The sequence below is a fragment of the Devosia sp. MDV22-iso42 genome, from assembly GCF_058629155.1.
In genome coordinates this window covers 726,646-747,059 of the sequence record NZ_JBZVWR010000006.1, presented here as the reverse complement: position 1 = coordinate 747,059, position 20,414 = coordinate 726,646, and the positions used below count along the sequence as shown (strand labels likewise).

Annotated in this window: 16 protein-coding genes; 1 reads left to right on the top strand and 15 read right to left on the bottom strand. The window is 63.6% G+C overall.

From position 1 onward, the window contains the following. Window positions 1–285: 285 nt before the first annotated feature. The 12 genes from AC4NN3_RS05300 to AC4NN3_RS05245 form a co-directional block, all read right to left on the bottom strand. A complete protein-coding gene (locus AC4NN3_RS05300; RefSeq protein WP_491926043.1) occupies window positions 286–1,239 on the bottom strand; it encodes an NAD(P)-dependent oxidoreductase in 954 nt (317 codons plus the stop codon). A gap of 5 nt (window positions 1,240–1,244) precedes the next feature. Continuing rightward, window positions 1,245–2,234, bottom strand: coding sequence for an oxidoreductase (locus AC4NN3_RS05295; RefSeq protein ID WP_491926042.1), 990 nt, complete (start codon window positions 2,232–2,234; stop codon window positions 1,245–1,247). A gap of 42 nt (window positions 2,235–2,276) precedes the next feature. After that, entirely contained in the window at window positions 2,277–4,148 is a 1,872-nt protein-coding gene (locus AC4NN3_RS05290) for an ABC transporter ATP-binding protein (RefSeq protein WP_491926041.1), read from the bottom strand. Between the two features lie 9 nt (window positions 4,149–4,157). Then, window positions 4,158–5,042, bottom strand: a complete 885-nt coding sequence (locus AC4NN3_RS05285; protein WP_491926040.1) for an ABC transporter permease — start codon at window positions 5,040–5,042, stop codon at window positions 4,158–4,160. Window position 5,043: 1 nt separating this feature from the next. Beyond that, window positions 5,044–5,979, bottom strand: coding sequence for an ABC transporter permease (locus AC4NN3_RS05280; protein ID WP_491926039.1), 936 nt, complete (start codon window positions 5,977–5,979; stop codon window positions 5,044–5,046). Between the two features lie 63 nt (window positions 5,980–6,042). Beyond that, a complete protein-coding gene (locus tag AC4NN3_RS05275; RefSeq protein WP_491926038.1) occupies window positions 6,043–7,638 on the bottom strand; it encodes an ABC transporter substrate-binding protein in 1,596 nt (531 codons plus the stop codon). A gap of 57 nt (window positions 7,639–7,695) precedes the next feature. Then, entirely contained in the window at window positions 7,696–9,288 is a 1,593-nt protein-coding gene (locus tag AC4NN3_RS05270) for an ABC transporter substrate-binding protein (RefSeq protein ID WP_491926037.1), read from the bottom strand. 28 nt (window positions 9,289–9,316) lie between these two features. Next, window positions 9,317–10,432 (bottom strand): mandelate racemase/muconate lactonizing enzyme family protein, encoded by a 1,116-nt coding sequence (locus AC4NN3_RS05265; RefSeq protein ID WP_491926036.1) that lies wholly within the window; start codon window positions 10,430–10,432, stop codon window positions 9,317–9,319. Between the two features lie 13 nt (window positions 10,433–10,445). Continuing rightward, window positions 10,446–10,886, bottom strand: coding sequence for an acyl-CoA thioesterase (locus tag AC4NN3_RS05260; RefSeq protein ID WP_491926035.1), 441 nt, complete (start codon window positions 10,884–10,886; stop codon window positions 10,446–10,448). Between the two features lie 149 nt (window positions 10,887–11,035). After that, on the bottom strand, window positions 11,036–11,485 hold the full coding sequence (locus AC4NN3_RS05255; protein ID WP_491926034.1) for a MaoC family dehydratase: 450 nt from the start codon (window positions 11,483–11,485) through the stop codon (window positions 11,036–11,038). Then, window positions 11,478–12,284 (bottom strand): hypothetical protein, encoded by an 807-nt coding sequence (locus AC4NN3_RS05250; RefSeq protein WP_491926033.1) that lies wholly within the window; start codon window positions 12,282–12,284, stop codon window positions 11,478–11,480. The genes AC4NN3_RS05255 and AC4NN3_RS05250 overlap by 8 nt, the downstream gene beginning before the upstream one ends. A gap of 1 nt (window position 12,285) precedes the next feature. Further along, a complete protein-coding gene (locus tag AC4NN3_RS05245) occupies window positions 12,286–14,655 on the bottom strand; it encodes a CaiB/BaiF CoA transferase family protein (RefSeq protein WP_491926032.1) in 2,370 nt (789 codons plus the stop codon). A 187-nt stretch (window positions 14,656–14,842) separates the two neighbouring features. Here AC4NN3_RS05245 and AC4NN3_RS05240 point away from each other — a divergent pair, with 187 nt between their 5' ends. Continuing rightward, window positions 14,843–15,928, top strand: a complete 1,086-nt coding sequence (locus tag AC4NN3_RS05240; RefSeq protein WP_491926031.1) for a LacI family DNA-binding transcriptional regulator — start codon at window positions 14,843–14,845, stop codon at window positions 15,926–15,928. Here the strand turns inward: AC4NN3_RS05240 and AC4NN3_RS05235 are convergent. The 3 genes from AC4NN3_RS05235 to AC4NN3_RS05225 all read right to left on the bottom strand — a co-directional run bounded on the left by AC4NN3_RS05235 (window position 15,905) and on the right by AC4NN3_RS05225 (window position 19,519). Further along, window positions 15,905–16,738, bottom strand: a complete 834-nt coding sequence (locus tag AC4NN3_RS05235; protein WP_491926030.1) for an IclR family transcriptional regulator — start codon at window positions 16,736–16,738, stop codon at window positions 15,905–15,907. The two genes, AC4NN3_RS05240 and AC4NN3_RS05235, sit on opposite strands and share 24 nt — an antisense overlap. Window positions 16,739–16,741: 3 nt before the next feature. After that, the gene (locus AC4NN3_RS05230) at window positions 16,742–17,185 is read right to left on the bottom strand and encodes a GlcG/HbpS family heme-binding protein (protein ID WP_491926029.1); all 444 of its coding nucleotides are present in this window, start codon (window positions 17,183–17,185) and stop codon (window positions 16,742–16,744) included. Between the two features lie 165 nt (window positions 17,186–17,350). After that, window positions 17,351–19,519 (bottom strand): malate synthase G, encoded by a 2,169-nt coding sequence (locus tag AC4NN3_RS05225; RefSeq protein WP_491926028.1) that lies wholly within the window; start codon window positions 19,517–19,519, stop codon window positions 17,351–17,353. Window positions 19,520–20,414 lie beyond the last annotated feature (895 nt).

The following is a 20,414-nucleotide window of genomic DNA, read 5'->3' as shown; positions in this document are numbered from 1 at the left end:
CGGGCATTGAGGTCTAGCTCCAATTACGCTTCCCCTGCGTTTCGTCCCCAGGAGGGTCAAGCTCTTTTCGTGGTCGGCATTGCGTCATGAGCCGAGCAGCCACAAGCATTTGTCGGATCGGGTCGGCGTGCCTTGCTTTCGGACGCGCTATGATGCGCAGCATCTGCATATGCTCGCAGGCGATATGGTCGGCCAGAACCAGCATCTCGTCCTAGCTGTCGCAGACGATGATCTCGCCGAAATCGTCCCAGGATTGGGTCGCGCCAAGCGCCCGAACCAGCTAGCTCAGTAAGGCATCGCCTTGTCGACCAGGCCCAGAAGTTCCTGCCCTCGGCAATAGCGCTCCAGATTGTCGAAAAAGAAGGCGTTGATACGCGCGCGCGTCTCCGGCGAATTACCCGAAATATGCGGCGACAGCCGCACCTTGGGATGCCCATAGAGCCAGTGCCCCTCCGGCGGCGGCTCGGGATCGGTGACGTCCAACGTGGCGCCCCCCAGCGTCGTGTCGAGGGCGTCGCGGAGCGCCTCGGTGTCGATCACCGGGCCGCGCCCCACATTGATCAGATGGGCGCCCGGCTTGATGGCGGCCAGCGCATCGCGGTCCAGCAGGCCGCGGGTTTCCGGCGTCAGCGGCGTGCAGACCACGATATGATCCGAGCGCGGCAGCAATTGTGTCAACGGCACGATGGCCACGCCCTCGATGCCGCTCGGACCGGCCGAACGCCGTGTGCCGAGCACCGTCATGCCGAAGGGCAAAGAGCGCTGGGCAATGGCCTTGCCGATTTCGCCGAAGCCGATAATGCCCAGGGTCCGCTGCTGCAGGCTGTCCAGTTTGTGCTGGCGCCAGTCGGCCGGCGATGTTGCCCAGATGTCGGGCATCATCTTGGCAAAGCTCAGCATGGCGGCCAGCACATATTCGGCGATGGGCACGGCATAGCCGCCCCGGGTCACGGTGACCTTAGGCACGTCGAAAATCCACCTTGGATATTTGTCGATGCCGGTGGAACGCAGATGCACCCATTTAAGATTGAACGGCCAGCCATGCGGCGCTGCCATGTCCTTGTGCAGCCCGACCTCGCCGCTGGCTTGATTGACCAGCAGCACCTCCGCCTCTGCAGGGATATTCCAGGCCGTCTCGGGTGTCGCGCCGAGTGCCTGGAAGACCACTTCGGCCGGCATCCCGGCCGCGACGGACGCGGCTAGGCTCACGCCGTACTGATGGACGATGGTCGTCGCCATGCGGTCTAGCGAGTCCGCACCAGAATGCGACCATTGACCTTGCCGGCCAGAATACGGCCAGCCGCCTCCGGGAGCTCTTCAAGGCCGATTTCCTCGATCAGATCGGCATAGGCGCCCAGATCGAGGGTCTTGGCGATGCGCAACCAGGCGGCGACGCGTACGTCATAGGGCTGCATGACGCTGTCGATGCCGGTCAGCGTCACCGCGCGCAGCAGGAAGGGCAGCACATTGGTGTTGAGCTCGATGCCCGCCGCATTGCCGATGGCGGCGACGCCGCCGCCATATTTGATCTGCTTGAGCAGCTTGCCCAGTATATTGCCGCCAACGCTGTCGATGGCGGCGGCCCAGCGGGCCGATTCCAGCGGCTTGTCGGGCTGGGCGAGAAATTCGTCGCGGGCCAGCACGGTGCCGGCGCCCAGCGCCTTGAGGCGATCGGCATGCTCGGGCCGGCCCGACAGCGCCACCGACTGGTAGCCCAGCGCACCTAGCAGCGAGAGCGCAATGGTGCCCACGCCGCCCGCCGCGCCGGTCACCAGCACCTCGCCGCTTTGCGGCGTCAGGCCGGCGGCCTCGAGGCGGTTGATCGCCAGCATGGCGGTCAGCCCAGCCGTGCCAACCATCATGGCTTCGCGGGTGCTGAGCCCCTTGGGTAGCGGCACCAGCCAGTCGGCATTGACGCGGGCGCGCTGGCTATAGCCACCCCAATGGCTTTCACCGACGCGCCAACCGGTGAGCACCACCTGGTCGCCCTTGCTGTAGCGATCGTCCTGGCTCTCGGCGACAGTGCCGGCAAAGTCGATGCCGGCGACATGGGGATAGGTGCGCACCAGGCCACCGGCGCCGGTCAGGCACAGCCCGTCCTTGTAGTTGAGGCCCGCCCATTCCACGTCGACGGTCACGTTGCCCTCCGGCAGCCGGTCATCCGTCAGTGTCTCCACACTGGAGACGACACGGCCGTCATCGCTCTTGTTGGTGACGAGGGCTTGGAAACTCATGAGATCAGTCCTTCTTGAAACAAATGGCGAGGGCAGGGCGGGTCAGACCTTCCAGTCGTCACCCCAGACCTGCACAGTGTGGCCCGGCGAAATCTCGCGATACTGGCGCTCGGGCGAGATGAAGTCGACGGGACGGATGGTGCTCTTGATCTCGTCATTGCTGACCGGGCGCACCTGTTTGCGCCGGGCAGGATCGGGCACCGGCACAGCGGCCATCAGCCGTTTGGTATAGGGGTGCTGCGGATTGCCGAACACGGCGGCTACCGGCCCCTTCTCGACAATCTCGCCGAGATACATCACGGCCACCTGGTGGCTGATGCGCTCGACCACGGCCATGTCGTGCGAGATGAACAGGTAGGCCAGGCCAAATTGCTCCTGCAGGTCCATCATCAGGTTGACCACCTGGGCCTTGATCGACACGTCGAGCGCCGAGACGCTTTCGTCGGCAACGATCACCTTGGGTTCAAGCGACAGCGCCCGGGCAATGCAGATGCGCTGGCGCTGGCCGCCCGAGAACTGGGAGGGGTAGCGGCTTGCCATGTCGGCGCTGAGGCCAACCCGTTCCAGCAGGTCCATTGCCTTGTCGCGCGCCTGGGCCTTGGTGCCCATCTTGTGCGTGAGAAACGGCTCGGCGATGGCGTCGCCGATATTCATGCGCGGGTTGAGGCTCGCATAGGGATCCTGGAAAATCATCTGGATATGCTTGCGCATGGCGCGCATGCGATCCTTGTCCAGCGCCCTGATATCTGTGCCTTCGATGCTGATCTCGCCGCTCTGCGGTTCGATCAGGCGCATGATAGCGCGGCCGGTCGTCGACTTGCCGCAGCCCGATTCCCCGACCAGCGACAGCGTCTCCCCAGCGCGCAGATCAAAGCTGACGTTCTCGACGGCGTGCACCCGGCCCGCCGGACCGCTGAACAGGCCGCCCGGAATATCGAAGCGCTTGACCAGGTCACGCACCCGCAGCACCGGATCGCCACCCTGGCGCACCGTGTCGGGGCGCTCACGCCCTGCCGACAGCAGGCCAGTGGCGCGATCGAGGATGGGGAAATGCTGCGGTCCGTTCTGGCTGCCTTCGCCCAGCTTGGGCACCGCGGCGATCAGTGCCCGCGTATAGGGATTCTGCGCATTGGCGAAAATGACCTCGGTACTGTCGGATTCCACCGCCTTGCCCTGCAGCATCACCACAGTCCGGTCCGCCACCTCGGCGACCACGCCCATATCATGGGTGATGAACAGCACGCCCATGCCTTCCTCCTGCTGCAGCTGTTTGATGAGCTGCAGAATCTGGGCCTGGATGGTCACGTCGAGCGCCGTCGTCGGTTCGTCGGCAATCAGCAACTGCGGCTTGCAGGCCAGCGCCATGGCGATCATCACACGCTGCCGCATGCCACCCGACAGCGCATGCGGAAAGTCCTTGAGCCGGGAGGCTGCGCCCGGAATACGCACCCGCTCGAGCAGCCGTTCGGCCTCCTTATAGGCTGCCTGTCCCGAATACAGGCCATGAATGGTCAGGACCTCGGCGATCTGCTGGCCGATGGTTTGCAGCGGATTGAGGCTGGTCATGGCCTCCTGGAAGATCATGCCCATCTGGCGGCCACGAATGGTCCGCATCTCGCCGGGCGTCAGCTGGAGCAGTTCACGTCCGGCCAGCTTCACCGAGCCCTCCACGCGGCTCATGGCCGGATCGAGCAGGCGCATGATCGAGAGCGCGGTGACCGATTTGCCGGACCCCGACTCCCCCACCACGGCGACGGTTTCACGGGCACCGATGTCAAAGCTGATGCCCTTGACGATCTCCACCCAGCCCCGGGTGGTGTTGAACGCGGTCTTGAGGTCGCGCACCGACAGGACGGAGGCGGGTGCGGCTTCGGCATGCTTGTGTTCGGCGGTGACAGTGCTCATGGCAGCCATGCTGTCCTCCTAGCGCGCGGTTGAGGGATCGAGTGCATCACGCACCGCGTCGCCAACCAGGTTGAAAGACAGCACCACAAGGGTAATGGCGATACCGGCGCCGATGATCGGCCAGGGCGAACCGAACAGGCTGTTGAGCCCGTCGCGGATGATATTGCCCCAGCTCGGATTGGGCGCCCGCGTACCGATGCCCAAAAAGCTGAGTGAGGCCTCGATGCGGATGGCGGAGGCAACCCACAGCGTCATCAGGGCGACAATGGGCGCCATGATATTGGGGATGATATGCCGGAAGATGATGACCGGGGTGCGCACGCCCACAGCAATCGCCGCCTCGACAAACGGCTCCTGCTTGATCGAGAGCGTCTGCGCCCGGGCCACCCGGGCAAAGCCGGGAATGAAGGCGACGGTGATGACCGCGATGATGTTCCAGAATCCGCCACCCAAGACGGCGGCGATCAGAATGGCGAGCAGCAGTTCGGGAAAGGCCAGCAGCAGATCGATCAGGCGTGAAATCAAGCGGTCGATCGTGCCACCGAAATAGCCGGCAATCACTCCCAGCATGGTGCCGAAAATGGCGGCCAGGACCGGCGAAATGAAGCCGAACAGCAGTGAATTGCGCGAGCCATAGATCAGTCGGCTCAACACGTCGCGGCCGAACTGGTCGGTGCCGAGCCAATTCTCGGGACTGGGCAGGCGATTGATCTTGAGCACCGATTGCGACAGCGGGTCATAGGGCGCTATCCAGGGCGCCAGCGCCGCCACGGCCACGAAGATGACGATCATGGCGGTGGCGAAGGCCGTCTCGGGGCGCCCGAGCAGGATCTTGCGCACCGTGTCGAAAAAGCCGGGTTCGGCGGGCGGCAGGATGCGGGTTTCTTCGGTAATGACTGACATCTTAGCTCACCCGCACACGTGGATCGACGATCACATAGACAAGGTCCATCATCAGGTTGATGAGCACCACGAACACCGCAAAGACCAGTACGCCGCCCTGGATCACGGCGTAGTCGCGCTGGGCGATGGCGTCGATGAGGAGGCGCCCGATGCCCGGCCGGTTGAACACCAGTTCGACCGCCACCGAGCCCGACAGCGTCGACAGCAGGCTCAGTCCGAGGCCGGTGGAAATGGGCAGCATGGCGTTGCGCAACCCGTGGCGGTAGATGACCCGGTTTTCCTTGGCGCCCTTGGCGCGCGCCGTGCGGACATAGTCCTTGCCCAGCACTTCGAGCAGGCTGGTGCGGGTGAGACGACCGAGAAAAGCCGCCTTGACGAAAGCCAGGGTCAGGGCCGGCAGGAAGATGTGGTGCAGACGGCTGGCAAAGTCAGTGCCGGCGCCATTGATCGGGAACCAGCCCATATTCAGCGAAAACACGATGAGCAGGATGGCGCCGAGGAAGAAATCGGGGATCGCATAGCCGATCAGCGAGAACAGCCGCACCCCGGTATCGGGCAGCTTGTTGCGGTTGGTCGCGGCCACCACGCCCATGGGAATGCCGGCAGCGATGCCCATCAGCATGGCCGCTGCGGTCAGCTCGATCGTATAGGGCAGGTTCTGCGCAATAAGCGTCAGCACGGGCGTATTGGTCAGCAGTGAACGCCCAAGATCGAGCGTCAGCACCCCGCCCATGAAGTTGAGATATTGCTGCCAGAGCGGCACATTGAGGCCCATGCGCTCGCGGAAGTCAGCCAACTGCTCGGGCAGGGCGGCGTCGCCAAGGGCCGCCAGGGCGGGATCGCCTGGCAGAATACGCATGGCGACAAACACCAGCGTCAGCACCAGCAACAATGTGGGTATCGCATCGCCCAGGCGAAGCAGCAGATATCGGGCCATTTGTCGTGTACCGCCTTGTAGCGACCGGGCCCCCAACAAAAGGGGCCCGGAATGCAGGAAAAATCAGACCGTTTTGGTCGCGCGATGGAAACGCCAGCGGGCATAGCCACTCTGGACCTCGTAGCCGAGGTCGATCTGGGCCCGCCGCACGGCCGTAAAGCCGAGCGTTGACAGCCCGATCAGCGGCAGATCACGCAGCACCTGCAGCTCGATCTGCTTGCATAGATCAAGATAAGTCTCGTAATCGCTGGCCGTGAGCGCCTGGGTCAACAGATCATCGATACCGGGCATGGCAACGCCATAATGGCTGTAATTGCCGCCGCCCGAACCATCGGCCTTGACCTCGGACGCCGACGCCAGCTGCTGGAAGTAGATCTGCGTGGGGATCGGCGGGTAGCTCGACGAATGCATCGCCAGGGTGTTTTTGTCCGAGCGGTTATCCGCGTGATAGGCCGTGTGATCGCCGATGATCAGGTTCATGTTGAACCCGGCGGCGCGCAACTGCTCCTGCACGATCAGCATGGTGGAGGAATAGTCCTCGCGCTGGCTGCAATTGCTGTCAAAGCTGATGCCGTCGGGGAAACCCGCTTCGGCCAGCAGGGCGCGGGCCTTTTCCGGGTCATAGGGGTAACGCAGCTCCTCCGGCAGGTCTTCGGTGGCAAAGCCGGCGGGGAAGAAGTCCGGCTGCAGGCCATTCATCGTGCCGCCCATGGGGGCGAGCGCCGCTGCCACGGCCGGACGATCAATGGCATGCATCAGCGCCTGGCGCACAAGCAGGTTGTCGAAAGGCTCACGCGTCAGGTTGATGTGCAGCGTGTTGAACGAGCCCGGCACCGTCATGTCGATGATCAGGGTCGGATCGCGCTGCAGGATCGAGTCGATCCAGCCGGGCGCCCGCACCGCTTCGATGATATCGACATTGCCAGCAAGCAAAGCCAGCGTCCGTGCAGTAGTGTCGGCAATATAGACGCATTCGACATTGGCGATTTTGGCCTTTTCGCCCCAATAGCCGTCATGCCGTGTCAGGCGCGTGCCGAATTCGGGGTCGAACTCGACCAGCTGATAGGGTCCGGTGCCGACGGCATCGGTGGCGAAGGCTTCGGCGCCGATTTCCTCATAGGCCTTCTTGGAGACGATCGAGGTATTGTTGTTGAAGATCGAGGTGCCCAGCAGGTTCACGTCCGGCTGCTTGAGGGTAATCGTCACCTCATAGGGACCATTGGCCACCACGCTGTCGATATTGGACAGAATGGTCTTGTTGGTGCCCTCGGCGATGGCGCGCTCGTAGGAGAACACCACATCCTCTGAGGTCATTTCGCCATAGTCGCGGTGGAACTGCACCCCTTCGCGCAGCTTGAAAGTCCACACTTTGGCATCGTCGGACTGCGTCCATTCCGTCGCCAGCGTGGGCAGGTACTCTTCGGGGGTCAGGGCAAAGCGGCCGTCATCGGGACGGACCAATTGCTCATACATCTGCTCGGTGGCCCAGTTGTCCGAGCCCTGCGTGGTCAGGTTCGGATCGGAGTGGCGCGGATTGTTCGCCGCGATACCCATGCGCAGGGTATCGCCCTCCTGCGCGCTTGCCGTGTTGAGGCTTATTGCCGACAGGGCCGTCGTTGCGGCTGCCAGCTCCATGAAGTTGCGTCTGTTCAGTGCCATTTGGGGATCCTCCTCCCAGTTGAGACGACGCCTGGCCTCCACCAGGCGCCGCCACCCTTACGCCTTGGTGGCGCGGTTCAGTCTCCATCGTGCGTAGCCGCTCTGGACCTCGTAGCCGAGGTCGAGACGCGGATTGCGCACCATGGTGTAGGACAGTGTCGACAGACCGATCAGCGGCAGATCACGCAGGACCTGCAGTTCGATGTCGCGGCACAATTGAAGATAGGTGTCATAGTTAGTGGCGCTGAGCGCCTGCTCGATGAGGTCATCGACGCCAGGGATGGCCACACCATAGTGGCTGTAATTGCCGCCGCCCGAGCCGTCGGCCTTCACCTCGGCCTTGGAATAGAGCTGCTGGATGTACAGCTGCGAGGGGATGGGCGGATAGCTTGAGGCATGCATGGCCAGCGTGTTTTTGTCCGAGCGGTTGTCGGCATGGTAGGCGGTGTGATCGCCGATGATCAGGTTCATGTTGAACCCGGCCGGACGGATCAGCTCCTGCACGATCAGCATGGTCGAGGAATAGTCCTCGCGCTGGCTGCACAGCGCATCAAAGCTCACGCCATCGGGGAAACCGGCTTCGGCCAGCAAAGCTCGCGACCGTTCGGGATCATAGGGGTAGCGCAGCTCTTCGGGCAGTTCCCCGGTCGTGAGGTTGGGCGGGAAAAAGTCCGGCTGCAGCCCGACCAGCAGGCCGCCCATGGGCGCCAGAGCCTGAGCAACGGTGGGACGGTCAATGGCATGCATCAGCGCCTGGCGCACCAGCAGATTGTCGAAAGGCGCGCGGTTGAGGTTGACATGCAGCGTGTTGAACGAGCCGGGCACCGTCATGTCGACGATCAGGGTCGGATCACGTTGCAGGATGGAGTCGATCCAGCCAGGCGCCCGCACGGCTTCGATCATGTCGACCTGACCAGAGACCAGCGCCAGGGTGCGGGCGGTCGTATCGGCAATGTAGAGGCATTCGATATTGGCGACCTTGGCTGGCTCGCCCCAGTAATCAGCAAAGCGCTGCAGGTAGAGCCCGCTTTCGGCATCGAAGCGCACCAGTTCATAGGGGCCGGTGGCAACCGCGTCGGTGGTGAACGCCTCGACGCCGATTTCCTCATAGGCCTTCTTGGAGATGATATTGGCGTTGAGCGAAAAGACCGTCGTGCCGAGGAAGTTCACGTCTGGCGCAAGCAGGGTAATGACGAGTTCATAGGGGCCCGTCGCTACCGCGTCGGCGATATTGGCAAAGATCACGCGCGACGTGCCGAATTCCTTGGCTTTGAGAAAGGTGAAGGCGGCATCCTCGGCAGTCATCTCCCCATAGCCGCGGTGGAATTGCACGCCTTCGCGCAGCTTGAAGGTCCAGGTCTTGGCGTCTTCCGAAACGCTCCACTCGGTCGCGAGTACCGGCAGATAGTCTTCCGGGGTCAGCGCAAACCGCCCATCCTCGGGACGCACCAATTGCTCATACATCTGCTCGACGGCCCAGTTGTCTGGCCCCTGGGTCGTTTGGTTGGGGTCGGAGTGGCGCGGATTGTTGGCAGCAATGCCGATGCGGATCGTGCCATCGCTCTGGGCGCGCGCCGCCGACGCGCTGAAGGCGGTCACGGCAGTGGATGCTGCGGCCAACTCGATGAAGTGGCGACGATTCAAAGTCATGCTGGTTTCCTCAGGGGTAGTCGGCGCCTTAACGGACGCGTCTTTGTTCAAGTTCACTGTCGATTATTTCGAGCCCGAGGCCCGGGCCGGCGGGTATCTGGAATTTGCCATCCACCGGCTTGGGCGGGTTGCGGAATGCGGGGTGCATTCGGCTGTCCGGATCGGCAAACTCGGCGGGCTTGGTCAGATGCATGATGGTGGCCAGGACATGCAGGTTCGCCATATGGCCGATGGTCGGCTGGGTCTGGTGCGGCACCAGTTCCACACCATGGGCATAGGCGATGGCGGCGCACTGCATCAGCCCGGTGATGCCGCCCATCTTGACGATATCGGGCTGCACCATGCGCACACCGGCATTGATGATGTCCACCAGCGCCTGGGTAGTATAGGTCTGCTCGGCGGCGGACACGGTGATGTCGAGCCGCTGGGCGACCTCACCCATGGCGCGGACGTCATAGTGCTGCACCGGTTCCTCGAACCAGATATAGCCCAGTTCCTCAAGCGCACGGCCGACGCGAATGGCGCCGCCGACCGAATATTGATTGTTGGCGTCAAAGGCGAGCGGGAAATCCTCACCCACCAGCTTGCGCACGGCCCTGGCCTTGGCGATATCGCCCGGGACATCGAAATCCTGTCGCGTCCGATCGCCGTCCCAGCGGATTTTGATCGCGGCCGGCTTTTCGGCCAGCCAGCGCTTTTCCACTACACGAACCGTGTCGTCGACGCTGCGATTGGCATTGCCGCCAATCGAGGCATAGAAGGGCACTTCGGTGCGCCAGGCACCGCCGAGCAGCTTGTAGATCGGCAGGTCGAAGAGCTTGCCCTTGATATCCCACAAGGCGATGTCGAGCGCGGCCAGAGCGCCCGTTACGGCGCCCTCCGGCCCCAGCTTGATATAGCGGTGCAGCAACCGGTCGTAGATCACCGCATGGTCGAGCACGTCCGCACCAATCAGGGTTTCGGCGGCGTCGCGCAGCACCCACAGCGAATGCTCGCCGCCGAACATGGGCGAGGCCTCGCCATAGCCGACAATACCCTCCTCGGTGGTCACACGGACGATAGCGCTGCGCCGCCCCGGTGGGTCATTGGGATTCCAGGTAACCTGGAAGGCATCGACAGATTTGATGACAGATGCTTTGGCCATTGGTCAGCCCTCCTCAGGCCGCAGCAAGAATGGTTTGCAGGTGCTCGCGCACCGGGGTCGAAAACGGCACTGGCCGTCTGGTCTGCGGGTCGACAAAGACATGCACGAAATGACCGGAGGCCGACGCTTCCAGGCCGCCATTGACGAAGGCCGCCAGCCCGTAACGCACGGACGATGTGCCAATCCGCTCCACCCGCAACCCCATCTCGAGCCCGTCGGCAAAGACGATCTCGCGGTGGAAGCGACAGCCATTCTCGGCGACCACCATGGCCGCCTTCTCCGTGCCGATCCCCAGATCGCTGGTGTGCAGGAAACCCAGGACTGTCGTGTCGAAAAACTCGTAGTAGCGGGCATTATTGACGTGCCCGAAGATGTCGATGTCGTTCCAGCGCAAGGTGACGTTGGTGAACCAGCGAAACGCCTCACGGCGCTCGATGGGGGCTCGCTCATTCATGACAGACCGACCCATGGCGCAGCCATGCGCGGCAAGCGTTCTCGCATTGATTGTCTCCCTGCAGGCCGGTCGGTTGTTTCTGGCGTCAACCTGTCACCGGCGACTAAACCTTGCATCGAATGCATCCGGATGCAAGGGCGAATTCCCGACTAGACGGTGGTATTTGGCAGCCATTTCATAATGTGTTCGGCGACAGCGACAGTGGCGCCCGATTGGTTGGTGATGACGATGTCGGCGAGCGAGCGATGGCGCGCCGCATCGATGCTTTTGACGGTATAGGCTACGCTGACGACGTCACCGGGGAACACGGGCGCAACAAAGCGCATGCGCTCATATCCAAGGGCGACGGGTGTGGTTTGGTTGCCCTGCAATTGCGCTACCCGGATCGCTTTGGTGCCGGCCGCCGACATATAGCCCACCAGTAGCGCACCATGAGCGATGATGCCCCCGAAGGGCGACGACGCCATCAGCTGCGGATCGGTATGGGCCGCGTAATCATCGCCGCTCAACTCGGCGAACAGCGCAATATCCTCCGCCCTTACCGTCGTCGTGTAGGACGCGGTCAGGTCAGTGACCGAGCTGGCCCAGTCGCTATCCATAGATCTGGGTCCTCTTGAAGCGCGCGGCGGGAAGGCCATCGGCCAGCAGCACCTCGTCGGATACGAAGTAATGCTTGCCCTTGCGCTCATAGGTCTGGGCAATGGTGCCGGCGGTGCGGATGGTCTGGCCCGGATAAACCGGCCGGAAATGCTGGGCTTCGGTTTCCACCAGCACCACGGCTGCCGGAAACTTCCATCCCCCGTTCACGTCGCCCATCCCGGTGCGCATCAGCATGCCGGAATGCACGAAACCGTGCTGGGAATAGAGGGGATGCTGCTCGGCGAAAGCCGATAGCGACGCCCGATAGTCTTCCGCGGTCAGCACCCGGTCGCGCCCGTGCAGCGGCGCCCCGACGGGCAATGCCCCTGCCGCAACTGGGGGAGGGAGTTCGGGCATGGGGAGCAGCTGCAGGGCCGAGACATCGGAGGCCTCCACCGGCTGGTGCGGCAGCGCAACCCAGCCCGTGGCTACTTCCTCGTCATCGCCATTGCGCACACTGATGGCACTGCGCAGAAAAACGCCATCATCCTCCAGTACGGCAGCACTCACGGTGATGTCATCATGGTTGTAGACCGGCTTGCGAAACCTAGCCGACATGGCGCCGCGCTCGACCCAGTCGACGCCCCAGGCGTTGATAGCCGCCCGGCTCATATGGCCATAGACGAAGGCCCCCGGGATCAGCGCGGCCTTGTAGCCACGCGCCCGCGCCACCACGTCGTCATGGATGGAACCGGGATAATGCGGTGCGTCATCGAGCAGGACGTGCACCTCGAAGCTGCTCGGAAAACCGGACGCCATCTTACGCGCCCGCCAATGGTTCGGTGCCCATGGCATCACTGGCCTCGATGGCGGCCACCTCCTCGGGCGAGAGTTTGAGGATAGTCTCGAGCACGTGCCGGTTGTGAAAGCCGAATGGCGGGGCGGATCGGAGCTGGGCGCCAGGCGTGATGCTGAGATGAATGGGGAGGCTGGGGTGGCGATGCCGCCCGGCATCGGGATGATCGAGCTCGGTGAAAAAACCGCGATGGTCCAGATAGGGATCTTCGGAAACATCCTTGGGATTCTGCACTGGCGCAGCCGCAACGCCCGCCGATTGCAGGCTTTCAGCCAGCGCGTGCTTGTCGTGGCCGATGGTCCAGGCCGCGATGATGCGAGTCAGTTCGTCCTCATTGTCGCGGCGGCGTGCCAGGTCGGCAAAGCGCGGATCGTCAGCCAGTTCGGGCTGAACCATGGCCCGGCAGAGCACCCGCCACTGACTGTCATCCAGCGCCGCGATGGCAATCCACTGATCCTCGCCCCTGGTCGGAAATGCGTCATGCGGGCAGGCAAAGCTGACGCGGTTGCCATTGGGTGCCGGATCGTCGCCGGTCTCACCCGCCTTGAGGATCTCGGCCCCGATCAGCTGCATGGCCGCCTCCACCTGGGGCACCTCGACATATTGTCCCTCGCCGGTTTTCTGGCGGTGGATCAGCGCCGTCAGGATCGCCGCCGCGGCATTGAAGCCGCCGATCGGATCGAGATAGGAGGGGCCCGTAACCTCCGGCTGACCACCCGGATAGCCGATCATGGCGGACATGCCGGCGGCCATTTCCATGGTCGGGCCCAGGGCGGCATAGCTCGACATATGCCCCTCGACGCCAAAGGCGGGCAGTTCTGCCACGATGATGTCGGGCTTGATGGCCGTCAGGCTTTCATAGTCCACGCCCAGTTTCTTGAGCGTCCCAGGCCGGAAATTGCAGATCAGGACATCGGCCACCGCCACCAGGCGTCGCAGCGTCGCCCGGCCGCCTTCAGTCTTGAGATTGAGGATGCAGCTGAGCTTGTTGACGTTCTGCGAATTGAACAGGAACGAGCGATCGTACCAGCGGTCCCCCGGCTGCAGATCGGGGAAGTTGACCGGGTTTGGCCGATCCTTGTTGAGCCGCCAGGAATTGACCCGGTTGGGGGCTTCAACATGGATCGACTCCGCACCCATATAGGCCAGCACGCGGCCCGACATGGGGCCTGCCCATGCCGTGGTCAGTTCGATCACGCGCAAACCCTCGAGGGGGCGCTGGCTCTGGGAGTGGTCCTTGCTCGGCGTTGTTCTCCGCGGCGCCCAGTTGGGCGGCAGAGCCTCGCCTGGGGCCGGCGCGCCACCGTCGACGCGGCGGGGCGAGCGGCTCAGCCGGAAGGCCGGCCCCAATACCCGCCGGCCGTCGGCCTGGGCCCAATACTGGCGGGCCTCGAGATGGCGGTTGTTGACCAGCTCGGAGGGACGGTAGGCCTTGGCGGCGATGACCTGGGCGCGCTGCAGGATCTCCACGAGATCCTCGGCTGGCATGTCGGCGACCTTGGCCTGAAAAATGGCAAACAGCACATCCCAGTTGGCGCGCCGTTCAGCCGGATCGGCAAAGCGCGGATCGTGCTCAAGCTCACCCAGTTCGAGCGCTTCGAGCAAGGCGTGCCAGCGGAAATTATAGATCCAGATGCAGACCCAGCCGTCCCGGCACAATACCTGACCGGCCTGCACGGCCTGCTCGGTGCGCTGTCGCACGGTGCCGTTGTAGATGTGCTGCATGATATAGGGAAAGCACATGGCCGCGGCCGTCTCGGCCGCATCGATCCGCACCACCTGGCCTTGTCCGCTATCTTCCCGGACATAAAGTGCTGCCAGGGCGCCAACAAAGGCGCCGACGCCGCTGGCGATGGCAGCGCGATTGCCCGTGCCGAACAGCGGCTCGCGGCCCGCCGCACCATTGTTGTGCATCATCCCCGAAAGGGCCTGCAGCACGATCTCGGGACCCTGCCAGTGGGCACGTGGCCCCTCGGTGCCGAACAGGGAGGGACGGACGACCACCAGGGACGGATAGGCCACGCTGATCGCATCGGGATCGGCGTCGTTGGGCAGCACGGCAATGTCGGCGCCGGCCAGCAGCATGGCAAAGGTCGCAGCGTCGTCACTCATGCTCCGGTCGAGCACCAGCGAATGCTTGCCGGTATTGAGATGGAAGAATTGCAGCGAGTCCCCGGCCTGCGAAAATGGCGCCAAGGCACGCACGGGCGAACCGCCTGCGGGTTCCACCAGCATCACGGACGCGCCATAGTCGGCAAACAGGCGCGCACAGTATTGCCCCGCGAGGCTGTCGGAAAAATCCACCACCCGCAGATGGCCCAAGGCGTCGCCCATTGGCCCGCTCCTCCCAGAAATGAAAACGCGGCAACTCGCCTTCTGTGAGGCATTCAACTGCACGCTGATGCCGACACCCTAGAATGGCCTTGCATCCGGATGCAAGGCTTTATGTCATCACAATGTACAGGCTTCCCTCGCGCCTTGGCTTGGGTATAAGGAACAGAACGTTGGGGGATGTGACGGCATGACCAAGGCGAATGGCAAGGACGATGCCACCCGGCACAAACCGATCACCGCGCGCGATCTGGCGCGACTGCTGGGCGTCAGTCAGTCTGCAGTCTCGCGTGCCTTTTCCCCGGGCACCTCGATCTCACAGGAGATGCGGCAACGCATCCTGCGTGCGGCAGAAAAATTCGACTACCATCCCAATGCCATCGCCTCGATGCTGTCGACACGCCGCAGCAATATTGCCGGGATCGTCGTGTCCGAGATGCAGAATCCGTTCTATCCGACCCTGATTGAAAAGCTGTCGCGGGAGCTGCAGCGGGTGGGTCTGCAAAGCCTGATGTTCAACATCACGCGCGGCTCCAATATCGAAGAGCAGCTGGTGGCCCTGCGCAAATACAATGTTGATGCCGTTGTGGTCATCTCGGCGACCGTTCTGTCTGGCGCCTCGCTGCACTGGGCGACCGAAGGACGCGCCTCTGTACTGGTCAATCGCACCATACCCGACGAGACCCTGACCTCGGTTTGCTGCAACAATGTCGAGGGCGCCCGCGCCATTGCTGACCATTTCCATGCGCTTGGGCGGCGCCGCGTGGCCTTCGTCGCCGGCCTGCCGCATACCTCCACCAATCTGGAACGGCAAAACGCCTTTGTCACGCGGGTCGCCGAACTGGGCATGAAGCTGACGCGCTGCATTCCAGGTGGCGAATATAGCTACGACGCCGGCTATCGTGCCGGGCTGGAGATCGGCAGGGGCGAACCCACTGACGCTGTGTTTTTTGCCAATGACATCCTGGCGGCAGGGGGATTTGACGCGCTCAAGGAAACGGTGGGGCTCAGCATCCCGGACGATATTGCGATCGCCGGCTTTGACGATGTGGCGCTCACCCGCTGGCCACGCTATTCGCTGACCACATTCCGCCAACCGGTCGACGCCATGGTTGAACTGACGGTGCAACTGATTACCGAACAACTGGCGCGCTCGGGCCTGCCTCCGACGCAGAACTCGTTGAGCGGCGAGTTGATCGTCCGCCATTCAACGGCAGGGCAGCATGCGATGGAAACCATCGAGTTACCGGGTCTACCGCTCACGCCCAGCAAGTGACTGGCTGAGGCGCAGGGCCACATCGACGACCTGGGCGCCCACCACCGGCAGCCGCTCCATCGTCAACCGCGCTGCCAGTCCCGACACCGATACCGCCGCGATCGCCTCGTTGCGCCGGTCACGCACCGGGCTGGCGACACAGCGTAGGCCCTGCGAGAACTCGTGGTCATCCACCGCATAGCCGCGCTCACGCACCAGAGCCAGTTCACCGAGCAGAGCCTCGGTGCCGCCGGGCCCTGCGCTGGTGGTTCGCGTCAGGCCCGCCTGCTTCACCAGGGCGCGGACATCCTCCTCGCGATAGGTCGACAGGATTGCCTTGCCCATGGCGGATCCAAACAGCGGCGCCCTGCCACCGGTCCGGCCAATGGCGCGTACGATTTCTCGGCTCTCGATCTGGCCCATCAGCACGATGGCTCCGTCATCGACAATACCGATATTGGCGGTTTCGCGGGTGAGATCGCGCAGCAGGCGCAGCAGCGGTAGGGCCGGGGCCAGCACCGACTGGCGCTGCCCGAAGGCCAGGCCCACTGAAAAGGTCTGCCGGCCTACGAACCACAGCGCATTGGCCGGATCGCAATGCACGAACTGGCGGGTCTGCAGCGTGGTCAGCAGCCTGTGGGCCGTTGAGGGCGATAGCCCGGTTTTCTGCACCAGATCGGTCAGGCGCAGACCGGCGCCATCCTCTGCAAGCGCCTCCAGCAGCAGCATCGCCCGCTCCACCGATTGCACCAGGTCGCGGTTCTTGGTCAACTTGTCCTCGCCATCGGCAAGGCAGCGGGGTGCAGCATCAAGGGGGGCGGGGCTGGCCATGGCTCAGCCTTTGTCGCCGGCCGCCGGCTGCCGGGCGAGGAAATGATCGATGCCGGCCTGGGCAACGGCCTGGTCCTGGGTCGGCGTGCCCGAGCTGATGCCGATGCCGCCGACGACGTCGCCATTGACCAGCAGTGGCAGGCCGCCAGCGACCACCATCAGCCGGCCGCCAATGGCGCTGTTGATGCCATAGGCCGCCGCGCCAGGCTGGCTGGCCTGGCCATATTCGTGCGTGGCGCGCTTGGCGGCGGCCGCGGTATAGGCCTTGTCGATGGCAATGGTAATGCTGGTGATCTTGCCGCCATCCATGCGTTCGAAGGCAACCAGATTGCCGCTCTCGTCGACAACGGCAATGCACATGGGAACGCCGATCTCGTCCGCCTTCTGTCGCGCGCCGGCCAGCAGCATGCCTGCGTCAGTCAAATCGATGCGGGGGATGTTCAGCATGGTCACGCTCCAGTTTGGATTGGGGCCGCCTCGGCATGCCGAGGGCGGAAGGCAGATTGAATGCACCTTGGCTGGGTGCCGTTAGACCCGGTTTGCGCGTCGCCTGGAAAGCACTTTCCGGCGACGCCTGGGATTTTGATAGCGGCGAGCACGTCGTCATCTGGCTCAGGCATTGGCCAGCAGGGCCTTTTTACGCCGCCTGCCGTGATGCAGCAGGGGCTCGGTATAGCCATTCGGCTGGCTTGCGCCGGAAAACACCAGGGCGCAGGCGGTCTGAAACGCAATATTGCCGTCCAGGTTGGTCGCCATGGCGGAGTAGCTGGCATCGCCCGCATTCTGCCGGTCGACAATGGCGGCCATGCGCGCCATGGCCTGGCGCACCTGATCATCGCTGACCAAACCATGCCGCAACCAGTTGGCGATGTGTTGCGCGGAAATACGCAGCGTCGCCCGATCCTCCATCAGGCCGACATTGTCGATATCGGGGACCTTGGAGCAGCCAATGCCCTGGTCGATCCAGCGCACGACATAGCCCAGGATCCCCTGCGCATTGTTGTCCAGCTCGCGCTGCACCGCCTCGGCAGACAGATTGGTGCCACCCAGCAGGGGCGGCTCGAGAATGGCGTCGATGTAGGCCGGCTGCCGCAAGCGCAGGCTCGCCTGCACATCGGCGACGCTGACCTCGTGGTAGTGCACGGCATGCAGGGTGGCAGCCGTGGGGGAGGGGACCCAGGCCGTGCTGGCGCCGGCCCGGGGATGGCCCGCCTTGGTGGCGACCATTTCGGCCAGGGCATCGGGCTTGGCCCACATGCCCTTGCCGATCTGCCCATGCCCGGGCAGGCCCGCGGCAAGACCGGTATCGACATTGTTGTTTTCATAGGCGTCGAGCCAGGTCGCGGACCGCATCGCGCCTTTGCAGACAACCGGACCGGCTTGCATCAGGGTGTGGATTTCATCGCCGGTCCGGTCGAGAAAGCCGGTATTGATGAAGGCCAGCCGGTCCTTCACTTCGCGCATGCAGGCCCGCAGGTTGACCGAGGTGCGGCGCTCTTCGTCCATCACCCCCATCTTGATGGTATTGCGAGGCAAACTGAAAATGTCCTCCACCATCGCAAACATGGCGTCTGCCAGGGCGACTTCGGCCGGGCCATGCATCTTGGGCTTGACCACATAGATACTGGCGCAGTTTGAATTGCGCGGCCCCTCGATCTTGCGCAGGTCGTGCAGGGCTCCCAGCACCGTCACCATGGCATCCAGAAAACCCTCGGGCGTTTCGGCGCCGTGGCGGTCGAGCACTGCATCGGTGGTCATCAAATGCCCGACATGGCGCACCAGCATCAGGCTGCGGCCGGGTAGCGTGAATGGGGCGCCGAACGTGTCGACATAGCTGCGGTCCGGCGCGAGCCGACGGCTGACCTGGCGCCCGCCTTTGTCAAAGCTTTCCACCAGGTCCCCGCGCATCAGTCCCAGCCAGTTGCGATAGACCGCCACCTTGTCGGCAGCGTCGACCGCGGCGACGGAGTCCTCGCAATCCTGGATCGTGGTCAGCGCTGCTTCCATCACCACATCGGCCAGACCGGCGGCATGCTGGGCGCCGGCCGGCGTCGACCGATCAATGATCAGCTCAACGTGCAGGCCGTGGTGGACAAACAGCAGCACCAGCGCTTGCCCGCGCCGGGCATGCCCCAGAAAGGCCTCGGGCTGGCGCAGTCCAACGATTTCGTCGCCGACCTGGACCGTGAGCTTTCCGGCGTCAAAGCAATAGGCCGTCACCGCGGCATGGCTGGCGCCGTCGAGCGGCAGCGCCAAGTCCAGCACCGCAGCGGCCCGCGCCATCACGGCCGCACCGCGTTCGGGGTTATAGCCGCTCCCCGGTTCCAGCGCGCCGTCCTGCGGCACCACATCGGACCCGTAGAGCGCGTCATAAAGGCTGCCCCAGCGGGCATTGGCCGCGTTGAGGGCAAAACGGGCATTCATCACCGGCGCCACCAGTTGCGGGCCGGCAAGCACCCCGATCTCGGCATCGACGGGCGCGGTAGTGATGGACAGCGGCAGGTCATCGGGGACGAGATAGCCGATATCGAGCAGGAACTGCTTGTAGGCGGGCGCATCGTGTGCCTGGCCCCGGCGGTCCTGGTGCCAGCGATCAAGCAGCGCCTGCAGCCGGTCGCGCTCGCCCAGCAGGCGCGCCGTTTCGGGTGCCAGCATTTCGATCAACCGCGCATAGCCCTGCCAGAAAGCGGATGGTTCTACCCCCGTGCCCGGCATTACCTCGGTGTCGATGAAGCGCACCAGTTCTTCATCGACCGCAAGCTCGCCTCTGGTCTCGTGCATGCACCACTCCTCGATCCGCAACTGCGCGCATCCTAGGCCTGTGCTGTCTCGGTCGCTGCTGTCGGGTGCAAGTTTTCCGCGATGCGGAATAAGCTCTCCTGCTAATCCGCAACCCCACTCTGGCTCAGGACCATGACGGCTATTCGGCGCCTCCCGCGATCCAGCGCCACTGTGGGCCACTCGTTCGATGGCCCTTATATTGTGCTGTGGGCATGCCGCTTGGTTTGCTCTGGTCCGCTAATGCGGACCAGAAGGCAATGCGGCATTGCTTGCACTGTCGCGCACATTTTGAGGATGGGGCCCGGAGGCCGACTTGACTCCGGATTTGTCCGCTGGCGCCTGCGGCGGCGCCCCAGCTTCGATGGAAGCTGGGGTGGGAAGGGTGGGCGGACCTCTCCGGCGTCAACCTCTGGCTCGGATGCTCTTTCTTCTGATTAGCGGCTGCCGGAACGGCATCTCTGAAGGGATCAACTATCCCTTCCGTCGTTGAGAAGGCGGGCTTGCCGGCCGCATCGGGACGGTTACCCCCGCGACCTCAGTCGAGCGGAGTAACCGACCCGATCTGCGTCTGGCTCCCGGGTGAGCCAGACGCACAGACTCCTGCTGTTTGTGGCGAGATAGCAGCAACCGACAGAGGACATCTGCGCTTCGTGTCTGGACAGGAACCTCCAGGTAGGCGCTGGTGCGCCGGTCTGCGTTTGGACGTTGTCCCGCGACGCATACATCGAGCGTCGAGTCTCGGAATGTCCCCCCCGTACCGTGGAAAGCTGGCCAGCTATCCTCGTGAACATGAGGAGAACATGCGTGGGACTTTCGCTCCCACGACGAACCATATCAGCGAAAATATCTCGCTTTGTTCACACACTCCGCAAATTCAGGGTTGCACCTAAACTCC